The sequence below is a fragment of the Microcoleus sp. PH2017_09_SFU_O_A genome, assembly GCF_020738625.1.
In the GTDB taxonomy this organism is placed as follows: domain Bacteria; phylum Cyanobacteriota; class Cyanobacteriia; order Cyanobacteriales; family Microcoleaceae; genus Microcoleus.
Map to the genome: position 1 here is coordinate 1 of NZ_JAEQCF010000129.1, position 11,329 is coordinate 11,329.

8 protein-coding genes and 1 pseudogene are annotated in these 11,329 nt (G+C 45.8%); 7 read left to right on the forward strand and 2 right to left on the reverse strand.

The features are described 5' to 3' along the window. Positions 1-66 precede the first annotated feature (66 nt). Entirely contained in the window at positions 67-2,523 is a 2,457-nt protein-coding gene (locus JGK16_RS30760) for an ATP-dependent helicase (RefSeq protein WP_293193648.1), read from the reverse strand. Positions 2,524-2,805: 282 nt separating this feature from the next. Between JGK16_RS30760 and JGK16_RS30765 the strand changes: the two genes are divergently transcribed. Beyond that, a complete protein-coding gene (locus tag JGK16_RS30765; protein WP_293184730.1) occupies positions 2,806-3,822 on the forward strand; it encodes a DUF4349 domain-containing protein in 1,017 nt (338 codons plus the stop codon). Positions 3,823-4,309: 487 nt separating this feature from the next. Here the strand turns inward: JGK16_RS30765 and JGK16_RS30770 are convergent, their stop codons facing one another. After that, complete coding sequence (locus tag JGK16_RS30770) at positions 4,310-5,404, reverse strand: RuBisCO accumulation factor 1 (RefSeq protein ID WP_293184732.1); 1,095 nt, start codon at positions 5,402-5,404, stop codon at positions 4,310-4,312. Between the two features lie 156 nt (positions 5,405-5,560). Between JGK16_RS30770 and JGK16_RS30775 the strand changes: the two genes are divergently transcribed. From JGK16_RS30775 to JGK16_RS30800, 6 genes and pseudogenes are all read left to right on the forward strand, one after another. Beyond that, the gene (locus JGK16_RS30775) at positions 5,561-6,505 is read left to right on the forward strand and encodes a response regulator (RefSeq protein WP_293184734.1); all 945 of its coding nucleotides are present in this window, start codon (positions 5,561-5,563) and stop codon (positions 6,503-6,505) included. A gap of 151 nt (positions 6,506-6,656) precedes the next feature. Next, positions 6,657-7,358 carry a bifunctional demethylmenaquinone methyltransferase/2-methoxy-6-polyprenyl-1,4-benzoquinol methylase UbiE gene (gene ubiE, locus JGK16_RS30780; protein ID WP_293184736.1) on the forward strand — a complete coding sequence of 234 codons (702 nt, stop codon included), beginning with the start codon at positions 6,657-6,659 and terminating at the stop codon, positions 7,356-7,358. Positions 7,359-7,520: 162 nt separating this feature from the next. Next, complete coding sequence (locus JGK16_RS30785; protein ID WP_293184738.1) at positions 7,521-8,753, forward strand: DUF445 family protein; 1,233 nt, start codon at positions 7,521-7,523, stop codon at positions 8,751-8,753. A 169-nt stretch (positions 8,754-8,922) separates the two neighbouring features. Next, positions 8,923-9,231 carry a DUF3493 domain-containing protein gene (locus tag JGK16_RS30790; protein ID WP_293184740.1) on the forward strand — a complete coding sequence of 103 codons (309 nt, stop codon included), beginning with the start codon at positions 8,923-8,925 and terminating at the stop codon, positions 9,229-9,231. A gap of 335 nt (positions 9,232-9,566) precedes the next feature. Next, positions 9,567-10,142: an alpha/beta hydrolase gene (locus JGK16_RS30795; protein ID WP_293184742.1), complete on the forward strand. Its 576-nt coding sequence runs from the start codon at positions 9,567-9,569 to the stop codon at positions 10,140-10,142. A gap of 736 nt (positions 10,143-10,878) precedes the next feature. After that, positions 10,879-11,241 (forward strand): annotated as a pseudogene (locus JGK16_RS30800) (DegT/DnrJ/EryC1/StrS family aminotransferase). The last annotated feature ends 88 nt before the right edge of the window (positions 11,242-11,329 follow it).

The following is an 11,329-nucleotide window of genomic DNA, read 5'->3' on the forward strand; positions in this document are numbered from 1 at the left end:
TGTTTTTTTGATCGAGCTTTTGTTCTCCAAGTTTGCGGAGTTCGCGGTTCGTTCCAAAAATCTATTTTACAACATCACATTTCCCGGAAATTGCTGTTTCAAAACAGGCATCACCGGACAAGGTTTTTGCTCTTGCAAATTCTCGGGTTTGTTCCAAGTAAAAGGCCCTTTCTTCGCCGCGGCCATCCACAGCAAACTTTTGGCCCGCGTCATTGCTACATATAGCAATCGAAACTCTTCTGCTGTTTTCAAATAACCTGCTTGTTCCCACGCTTCGCCCAGATTTGGTAAAGGATGTTTTTCGTGCAAACTGGCTCGAATTTGCGCTCTTGCTACCTCTGCTAAAGTGAAATCTCCTAAAAATCTAGTTTGTGGCAAAACTCGCAAACTTCCGGGGATTGTTTGGTCGTGCAAAAATGGTAAAAATACACAATCCCAATCTAATCCTTTAGCTTTGTGCATGGTAATAATTGTTAGTTGACCTTTGCTGGTGTAGCGTTCTTCTATTTTGTCATCTGCATCTACAGGCTCAAATCTTTCTGAACTAACAATTTCGCCCAGCACTCCCAAAATATTGCTCATTGAATTGTTACCGGCTGTTTGGATTGCTACCCGTTCTGCTAATTTGTCGGCGGTGGCTAATTCTGTTTGGTCGTATTGCAGGGCTAAGGCTAAGAATGAGATGATTTGGTAGGGCGGCAGTTCTAAACGTGCTTGCAGCAAACCGCAGCAAAAATAACGGCATTTGCGGACTGGATCTGACTGCTGGGGGTCTAGCGGGCCTGGGTAGAGGAATTGTTCGGGGCTGGTGGCAAAGGCATTGTAGTCTTGTTTGGGGATGAGTTGTCGATCGCTCAAAATCTTTAAGGCTGCTTTGAGGTAATCTGGTGAGTGCGGGCGATCGAGAAATTGCAGCAATGTTAATATTTCCCAAGGTACTTGAGAATGTCTGTCTCGTTCCCCGACATCCTCAATTTTAATCCCGTATTTGCGTAAATCGCAGCTCAATCCGTGTTTTTCCGGATTTTCTAGGACTTCTTTGATAAACTTGCCTTGTTTGTTTTCCCGCACTAAAACAGCCATTGATTTTAGATTTTCTACTGGCAATTTAGGGCGATTTTCTTCATCCCTCGATTCACTGCCCGATTGAATATTTTGCTCGTGACTTTCCCAGACAAAATCCGCAGGTAAAAATTCCTCTACTAACTCAATTACCCGCTTTCCAATTAACTCAACTGTCTGGTAAATATCGCGGGGAGTATGCAATTCTAAGCCTCGACCTATGGGGGCAGGATTGGCATTTTGCTGCGGGTCATCGCTGGGAACTGGCTTGATAGTTTGGGATCGAAAAGGCTGTTCGGTTCCCGCTAATTCTGAGCGGTTTACCCATTGCAACATAAAGTTAGCTGCATCAATAATGATCTGGCTACTGCGGCCTGCACCGTCCATTGTCGCCAACTTGTTTTCAACTTCGCATTCGTCACAGAATTGGTTAAAATAAATCGGATCGGCGGGAGTAAAGGTAGAATTAATTGCTTGATTTGGGTCGCCAACTCTGATAAAATTAGGAGGTGAATTAGGACGATCGGGATCTTGAGCTAATATTTTCAAAAGCTCAGTCTGTAAAGGTGTCGAGTCTTGCGCTTCATCCTCAAACACGGCAAATACTTGCTTTTGTTCCATCGCCCTGGCTCCCGGATTGTCCAACACCCGCAAAGCTGCTAAAATCATCTCGTCATAATCGATGAATTCCCGGCTTCTCAACAAAGCCTGATATTTTTGATATAAACCGCCGGCTACCGCTAAAATTTCATAACCATCGCCAGAATTAATATCGCCCATTTTTAATAACTCTTCGGGAGATAAACCCGAAGATTTCGCCTCGTGAATCACAGTTTTAGCTAACTGCGGCAAAATCTCTGTCCGCAAAACCGATTGTCGCCGCAATCTCTCCGTTTCTTCTCCATCAAATTGTTGTCCTTCCAACAAAACTTGATATCTGCGCGGATTTTCCGCGATCCAAAGTTCTACACAAGTGCGAATTAAGCGGTGACTTTGAGTTGGAGTGACTAACGTCGAATTTTCGAGATTTAAACCCGACAAATCGGGATGGCGCATCGCAATATTTAAAGCTAAACCGTGCAAAGTGTGTACGGCAAAACCGCCTTGGTATAAAGACAATTGTGCCAATCTTTCCCGAATTTTAGCTTTAATATTAGCAGCAGCCGATCGCGTAAACGTCACCACAATTAACTGACGGCGGTTGTTAAGTCGGTTGCGGGCGATCGCAATTGCCGACGCAGCAGCCATTCCTGTAGACTTCCCGGCCCCTGGAACCGCCGAAACCGCAAGGGGGCCGCCCGCCCAATCCGCCATCTCGTGCTGGCCCGCACGCAAGCTGTCGCGAATTTTACCGCAAGCGGCAGCCAAAAGCGCGGCGGGATCTAACTCGGAGAAAGTGCTGTTCGGGCGATCGATCTCGGCAGTCGATCGACTAAAATCAGTATCAAATTCATCAGTCATAATTACATCCGCGTTTATCCGCGTTTATCTGCGGTTAAAAATCCCCAAAAATTCACCGAATAGCAAGGGTTTGAAGCCCCAGCATGAAGGCAGATTGTGATAAGAACGGAGTTTAAATCTCCGCTCTTATCACTTCGCTGTCAACTGTCAACTGTCAACTGTCAACTGTTTAACTCTACCGTTTCCATTTTGGTATCGGCTCAACAAACCCTATCTATGCGAGCTTAAATTAAAACCAGCATAAAATTCAATACCCAAGCCTTTTTATAGGAAAAATCCCCAATGAAAACTCACCTCAAAACCAATTTTCCACCACACCAGCCAAACCCAGCCAACAACAGCACAACTCGCTTTGCAGTTGTAGCATTCTTAACTTTATCCTCAGCCATTGCTTTACCAAGCTGTGCAACTTCCTCCCCCAGCGGCTCCACAAACGGCTTTGCTTCATCCCGCAGCGCCGAAAAGCAAATTGCCGCATCTGCTCCCCAATCCGAACCCGCACCTGTAAGCACACCCGGAGGCGCAGCGTCAAAAGTTGCTGCTGACACCGCAAAAAAACCAGCCGCAGAAACTCCAGCAACTGCTCCCCAACTGATTAAAAAAGCCGAACTCAGTGTAGTTGTCAAATCTATTGACAACAGCACTAAATCTGTCACCGAGATTGTGAAAAAACAGCAAGGCGATATCTTGGCTTTCCAAAACCAAAAGCCGCCGGATTCTAGCGTGCGCCAAACCGCAACTATGCAGATTCGGGTACCTCAAGAAAAGTTAGAAACTACTTTAAATGCTTTAACAAAACTCGGAAGTGTCGAAAACCGAGGGCTGACGGCTGAGGATGTTAGCGATCAATTAGTTGACAGCGAGGCTAGGCTCCGCAACCTGCGAAAATCCGAGGAAGTTGTGTTAAAAATTATGGAGCGATCCGGCTCTGTTGGCGACGTACTCAAAGCTTCTCAGCAGTTGAGTACGATTCGGGAGTCGATCGAGCGCATCGACGCTCAGTTAAAAAGTTTGCGGAATCAAGTAGCCTATTCGACTATTAGTTTAACTCTAGAAGCAGCAGTCTCGGCCCAGCAAGAACCGGAACCTTCTCTCGGCTTGCGGGTGCAGGAAACTTGGGGACAAGCAACTCATTCTGTGAGCGAATTAACTTTAGGTTTGTTTTCTTTGAGCATTTGGCTGTTGGCTTACAGTCCTTATTTCCTAGTAATTGGGGCGGCGACTTATGGTATAATTCGATTTAAGAAACAGCATTCAGTTCCAAAAGTTCAAGAACCGAAACCGCCTGCTGCAAATTAGTCATGGGGCATGGGGCATCGGGCATTGGGCATTGGGCATTGGGCATTGGTAGGGGCGGTGCCCCCGTGCCCGCCCTCTTACTCTTACTTGTCATTAGCTAGCGACGCACCAAGCACCGAAATATTGCGATCGCACTTGATATCATTCCCAGCACTTCTGAACGCAACAGGTACTTTTATGGGATTTAATCTTTAGGTACGTAGTTGCGCTTCAGCGCTCTTTGCGTATATCTATGAAAGAGCGCTAAAGCGCAACTACGTACCTTTTTGATTTAATGTAACAGTTGTGCAACTCCTGCCCAAATTCAGAATCGCAGATAATATAAGGTGCGTCGCGGTGAGATTGTCAATCTTTGTTTAGGAATTTTCGCTCGCGACACACCCTATGAATGACTGTCAACTGTCAACTGCCAACTGTCAACTGTCAACTGTCAACTGTCAACTGTCAACTGCCAACTGCCAACTGCCAACTGTCAACTGCCAACTGACTAATCGTCAATTTGCCATCCATCTTTGGTATAATCTTCATCCACAATCTTCTTCGGACGCATCACCAAAACAACTCGCCCCAAAATCGACAACTGCGGGGATGTTTCAAACCACTGCAATTCTAGATTCCCCCCGTTATCGGCGAGGAAATAACTCTCAGCATCCCACTGTCTTTGGGCGCGATCGGCAATAATCAAAACTTCTTCAACTTTACCTTGGAGCGGTACCGGCAGTCGATCGCTCATTTCCAAAACCGCCACCGGATCTTCCGCGTTCAAAATTACCTGCCATCCGGGAATCGCCACCCAAGCTCCAGCTCCGGAAAATTTTACCATGCGAAACGGCTCGATTTCCTCCGGCAAAGGCACTGCCAGCAAATCTGACGTAGAAAGTGGCAATTTGCCTACAACCGGGACAATCCGAGGCAGTTGTTCCTCGGTATCGAGCCTGTAAACTGGTAAACGAGGCGCTTCCCGTCTCGGAACTACAGTAAAATCCACCAACAATTGCTCGATTTGCGCCCTAGCAGTTTGGCTGCTAGCTAATTTTAAACCGCGAGCAATTAAGCGCGATCGCTCTTGCAAATCGCTTTTTTGTCTCGCCAACTGCCAACACTGGTAAGCTACAGCATCCCCAGGAGTGTCTGTGAACCCCTGCGGGAGACTCCCGAAGTGCGAAAACTCCTTCATCGCCTTAGCAACTTGGCGGGAATCATCAACATCCAAATTGTGGGCCAACATCAAAGCTGCCGCTCCGGCTCGCTCTGCTTGCGAGAGAATCCGAAACTCGTATAAAATATCACTACCTTTCCGCAGAAAGTGCGATCGAACTTCCTCCGAAGCACCAGCATTGACCATGCTGGTGTAAACTTGTGCTGCAACGCCGACCTGATTTTGTTGAATAGGCTCAAAACCAGTTTGTTCAAAAATCTGCTGAGAGTTGCAGCCCGCTTGCAACAGTGCCGTGCAGGCTTGTCCCCACTCTACCCAGGTGCCTTCCTTGCGGCGGAGCGATCGAATTAACTTTTCCACATCCACAGCATCAGTGGAGGGTGCAGGTTTAGAAGGGGAAGAATCTTGCGGTGTATCAGTCATAATTGAATCAAAAATCAGCGTTGAGTTATGTGTAATTGGATACTAGCAAGGCTCGTGTCGCGGGAGAGCGATAGATTTATGGTAAGGGAGTTATGAGACTATTGTTACAGAATAGTTGCTCGCCTAAATTTACAAAGGGGAGTTTATCGTATTGTTATGGATAATGCCATTCCAGAGCTCGATCAAATTAAACGCCAGCTCATGACACTACACCGACCAAAAAAACCCAAAATGCTGGTAGTAGACGATGAACCAGACAATCTGGATTTACTCTACCGCACTTTTCGACGAGATTTTAACGTGCTCAAAGCTGAGAGCGGGATTCGCGCCTTGGAAGTCCTCGCCATTGAGGGCGAGGTCGCCGTCATCATTTCCGACCAGCGGATGCCAGAAATGAAGGGAACGGAATTTCTCAGCAAAACCGTGCCGCAGTTTCCGAATACGGTCAGAATTATCTTGACTGGTTTTACGGATATTGAAGACTTGGTGGATGCGATTAACTCCGGACAGGTTTACAAGTATATCACCAAGCCTTGGGACCCGAACGAATTGAAAATGGTGGTGCAAAAGGCGGCCGAGACTTATGAAGTTCTCAAGCAGCGGACTGAGGAATTGCATCGCGCCCAAAATCAAATACAACTGTTAGCAACCATCATGCAAACCGCTGTGGATTATCCGAGTCTGGAAGCAACTTTAGACCCAATTGCTATTGCTGTGAGCGATAATTTTTTGGCTGATATTTGCATTTTGCAACTGGTCGAAGGCACTGCTTTAATGCCGGCTCAAGGCACTCACACCAGCGGTAAAACTGTGGAAAATTGGCTGGCAGATGACCCTCTGGTTCTAGAAGCGATTTCCTCTCAAGCTATTCAGGGTGCTGTGAATATTGCCAGCGACGCAGCCCTAGCGAGTCTGCCACACTACCAAAAATCGGGCATTCAAGCTCACTTGGCTGTTCCGGTGATTCACAAAGGTCGATCGATCGCCCTGATATCCCTTCAGTGGAAGCAACCTTGTTCCCTGCGCCCCGACGAACTCACAACAGTTCACCTCGCCGCTCAACAAGTTGCTTTGGTATTGACGAGTTTTCAGGGTGATTAATTAGTTGACAGTTGACAGTTGACAGTTGACAGTTGTTAGGAAAGCAGTGGTCAGTTGTTAGTAGTCAACAGTCAACAGTCATTCGTAACAAACAAATAACAAATAACTAATAACTAATCACAAATAACCAATAACTAATAACTAATCACCAATGACTAATAACGCAGAAGAAATTAAAACTATATTTAATCGAATTGCACCAGTTTACAACCAATTGAACGACTGGTTAAGCTTGGGGCAGCACCGGATTTGGAAGCAAATGACGGTGCAATGGAGCTGTGCGGGCCCCGGAAATACTTGTTTAGACTTGTGCTGCGGCAGCGGCGATATAGCTTTGCTGCTGGCAAAACAAGCAGGGCCTACCGGTTCGGTATTTGGAGTAGATTTTTCTGCTGAACAATTGGCCGTTGCAGGTAAGCGCGATCGACCTTTTCTCACTCCTGCAAGTCCCATTACCTGGGTAGAAGCTGACGCCCTAGACTTGCCTTTTGCCGACAATTACTTCGACTGCGCCACCATGGGTTACGGCTTGCGTAACGTGACGGATATCCCCCGCAGTCTTCAGGAATTGCACCGCGTCCTCAAACCGGGCGCAAAGGCTGCTATTCTCGACCTCCACCGCCCCAGCAATTCCCTGATGCGGAGCTTTCAGCAGTTTTATCTAGATACTCTCGTGGTTCCCATTGCTCAGCAATTTGGCATGACTCAAGAATATGCCTACATTAATCCTAGTTTAGAAAAATTCCCGATCGGCGAGCAGCAAGTCGCGATCGCCCGCCAAGCCGGATTTGCCACCGCCACCCACTATCCCATTGCCGGAGCTATGATGGGAGTATTGGTGTTAGTCAGTTGACAGTTGACAGTTGACAGTTGACAGTTGCTATTAGTTATTTGTTACTTGTTACTTGTTACTTGTTACTTGTTGTTCCATTTTCCGATAACCAATAACTAATAACTAATAACTAATAACTAATAACCAATGCCCCATGCCCAATTCCCAATTTCCCAATAATTGATGAATCCCTCTGAACTTTGGCTGTTGTTAGCCCCGCCTGTAGTGGGAGGAATTATTGGCTATTTCACTAACGATATAGCTATCAAAATGCTGTTCCGCCCCTATCGAGCTATTTACATCAAAGGGCGGCAGTTGCCTTTCACTCCCGGCTTGATTCCCCGCAACCAAGAGCGCTTGGCTAAGCGAATTTCCGACACAATCATGGGTTCGCTGCTGACGCCGCAGGAACTGCAAAACTTGGCGCGCCGCCTCCTTCAAACTGAGCGGATGCAGTCAGTAATTCTCTGGCTGTTGCAGTTGGCCCTGGATCAAGTAAAGGCAGACACAGAGCAAAAAACTGCTAAAATTCTTGCTAACATTCTGCGAGACTTGCTCGGGGAATCTGTGCCGCGAATTCTCAAAGTTTTGGCGCGCCGGGAAGATTTTTTAGAAGCTCAGCTAAATCAAATTTTCGATCAAGTTTTGCTGGAAATTCAGCTAACTGACTCTCAAGCTGGTCAGTTGTCTGATTGGCTGTTGCAGGTAGTAATACCGCCAGAAGTGCTGCGGCAGGCTTTGATTGACTTTTTGACCGATCGCAATATTTCGATCATCGACGAAGGATTTCGAGAAAAAACCAGCGGCACTTATTGGGTAGTAGCCAATTTGTTTGGTTTGCGTAACACTTTAACTCGGCTGCGGACTTTTTGTCTGGATGACAGACAAGTCACAAATCAGCGGCTAGCAGAGTTAACGGTTTCCTTGGGAATTCGCGGGCGACTTCAGGAATGGCTGCAAAATTTGTCGATGCAAAACTTACCGGTTTCGACGGTGAGACAATTGCGAAAAACTATGCGCGACAGTGTTCGCAGCTACGTTCAAGAGCGGGGTACAGAGGTACTTGACGGGTTGAGCAAATCTATTGACTGGGAAAATATTTCGCGGTTGATTCTCAATCGATTGCAAACTTCAGCGGTGATGAGCGCTTCCCTAGAAATTGTGAGCAAAGAACTGGCTTTGGTGTTAGATCGCTATCTAGAGCGGGATTTAGAAAATATTGTAGCTCAGGCTATCCCGATTTTGAATATCGACCAGGTAATTATCGATCGAGTAAAAGGCACTTCTCCCGAAGAGTTGGAGCTAGCAATTCAGGGAATTGTCAAAAGCGAGTTGCAGGGAATTGTCAATTTAGGAGGGATTTTGGGCGTTTTTGTCGGCTGTTTGCAGACAGTTGTGATGTTGATTCAGCGATGATTTATTCCGGAACTTGTGAGATATTTGTTGTACCCTACCTAATATTCATTGGACTGACACACCAGTCACAAAAATTTGGTTTTTGGGCAGTATTTTGCAGCGCAGCATATAATTATACCTGCAACCGAGTTTTTTGTCAAGTATCCTAATTCACCTATTCTCTAAATTTATGGCAGCCCCAAATTCTGACGATCGCCCTTACATCCCAAAAAACCCCCGCAACCTCAGCCGCCAACAATACGAGCGTTTAACCGCAGAAATGGCCACTCCCTACCGGCCTCTGCGACAGTTTGTGTACGTAGCTTGTGGCGCTTCGGGCTTTATCGGCGGCGTAGTTTTCCTCGCCAAAATTGCCTCGGGCCGGGAAATTGGCTCTGCTTTACCCAATTTTGCTCTCCAAGTCGGAGTCGTGGCTCTGATGGTGTTCCTGTTTCGCCTGGAGCAGCGCGCCGCAGCACGATCGCCCAAGTCCAAGTAACAAAGCTTTACAAATCTACACAAAAAGATATCTGAGGCAATGAAAAGTTATAATTATAAAGAAATTATTACGAAACCCTGGTTTGCGATCGATCCCTGTCATTATAGGTAGGTGGGTTCAATTGGGGTCAGCAAATTTAAAGATCCTAATCATAAACCGCTTCTAACTCGTTCAATTGGGGTCAGCTTTCATAAAGACCCTAAATATATTAAATAAATTTAAGCCCAGCGCCAGCCTTCACTGATAGAAGAGTTGGCGTTGGGTATTTTGCTAGGAGCGGGTGATTGCCAAATGTGTCAAAGTCTAATTAGACAAAAAAGTTGGAATATTTTACTATGAGCAAGTCATTTTGCAAAGGGCGGTGGACGTTATTTTTAGCCGCAGGTGTGGGAATCGTACTTTACAGCAGTGTGGCGGCGGCGGCCGAAAAGGTAGTGCTAAAATACAGTGCGATCCGAATGACTTTACCAGTCAGCGAATTAGAAATTTTTGCAGAAACTGGGAAAATGTCACCCGGGCTAGAAATGCTGCTGGGAAAGGCAAAAAAAGACCCGGAAGTGGTTCGCCGCAGTCTGATGAGACCGGTGAAAGTTAGTCAAAGCTTGTTGGATCGGACGCTCAACAGTAAAGTTGGGGAAATAATTCTCGATGAAGTGGGTCAGGTAATTCGCACTCCTTCTGGGAAAGCAAATCGAGAAGCTTTGCGCGAGGCCTTGGTGCTGTCGGCAACTAATGATAACGAGATTACGCTGCTGGAAGCGATGAAGAATTATCCTGCTCCAGAGGTTAATGTTGAGGGCGATCGCTTAGTTGAAGCTTACGGCAAACTTGTAGCTTTGTCTGAACAATTTGGTGGCGCTTCAGAACGGCTGCAAGACATTTTAAACAAGATTCGCCTGCCTAGATTGTAGGGGATTTTGTGAGCAGCGGTTGATTTGTGCGATCGCACAATTTTTCTAAAGCTACATAAATTACAGCGCAGTCACACTAGATTTGTGCAAAACTTGCCTGATTTTTAACCCGACTGTAAAACAATGTAACTGCTGGCAAACTCCCAACATGACGAGAATCAGTCATTCCCAATTCTCAAATCTCAAATTTAAAACTGTAGAACTTGACTCTCAAAGAAGTCTCGGAATCGATGTTCGATAGTTTACTAAAAAAATGAATATACTCTCCGTATAACTGTTTATTCGTTAAGGAATATTTCGCAAAAAAATGCAGGCAAGACCTTTTACCAGAAAGAATTGGTTGAAAGCCCCAAGCCTTTGAGGGAGAAATGAAAATCAGACTATTCATTACTCCAATCCTCGGACTTAAGGGTAGAGGTCGCTCTCAAACTGTCAACTGTCAACTGTCAACTGTCAAGCAGATTATGTGGCTTAGGATAGAGCAATCATATCAAAGTTAGGGACTTGCAGAAAAACAGCCTGTCATTTAATCTCGTGCTATGACAGGTGTTATTAGGCAACGAATTCCCTAAAATTCTTGACTAAACAAGTTAAAGATACACAGGGTTAAGAAACAGGATTAATTGACAGCATCTCAAATCAAATAAAATCACAATTTTTAGGGTCATCGAAAATTTCAGGGTAGTAGAGTTTCACTCCATCAGCTCTATTTACTTAATTGAATAAAACTACCAACATGAATAACAATCCTATTCGTTCAAAAGACCGTTTCTTGGTTTTTGGCGCTCCGGCGATCGAAGATGCGGAAATTCAAGAAGTGGTCTCAACCATGAAAACAGGTTGGTTGGGTACAGGCCCGAAAGTCATGACTTTTCAAAATGGCTTCAAAGCTTACAAGGATTCCGAACACGCGATCGCAGTCAACTCTTGTACGGTGGCACTGCACTTGAGCATCCTCGCTGCTTCGGTAAAACCCGGGGATTAAGTCATTACTACTCCGATGACTTTTTGCGCTACAGTTAATGCGATCGTCCACGCCGGAGCAACACCGATACTGGCAGATGTAGATCCGGTGACAATGAATATTGACCGCTCGTAAAAACCTGGACAAAGCTACCCAAAAGTAGTCAATGTTAGACATCTACGTTAGTAATTTTAGTCCACAGTCCTAAAACTACAGGAATAAA

Excerpts from the sequence above, each read along its gene's own strand:
- JGK16_RS30775 (WP_293184734.1), top strand. The coding sequence starts at position 5,561 with ATGGATAATGCCATTCCAGAGCTCGATCAAATTAAACGCCAGCTCATG.
- JGK16_RS30770 (WP_293184732.1), bottom strand. The coding sequence starts at position 5,404 with ATGACTGATACACCGCAAGATTCTTCCCCTTCTAAACCTGCACCCTCC.
- JGK16_RS30765 (WP_293184730.1), top strand. The coding sequence starts at position 2,806 with ATGAAAACTCACCTCAAAACCAATTTTCCACCACACCAGCCAAACCCA.
- JGK16_RS30760 (WP_293193648.1), bottom strand. The coding sequence starts at position 2,523 with ATGACTGATGAATTTGATACTGATTTTAGTCGATCGACTGCCGAGATC.
- JGK16_RS30790 (WP_293184740.1), top strand. The coding sequence starts at position 8,923 with ATGGCAGCCCCAAATTCTGACGATCGCCCTTACATCCCAAAAAACCCC.
- JGK16_RS30795 (WP_293184742.1), top strand. The coding sequence starts at position 9,567 with ATGAGCAAGTCATTTTGCAAAGGGCGGTGGACGTTATTTTTAGCCGCA.
- ubiE (WP_293184736.1), top strand. The coding sequence starts at position 6,657 with ATGACTAATAACGCAGAAGAAATTAAAACTATATTTAATCGAATTGCA.
- JGK16_RS30785 (WP_293184738.1), top strand. The coding sequence starts at position 7,521 with ATGAATCCCTCTGAACTTTGGCTGTTGTTAGCCCCGCCTGTAGTGGGA.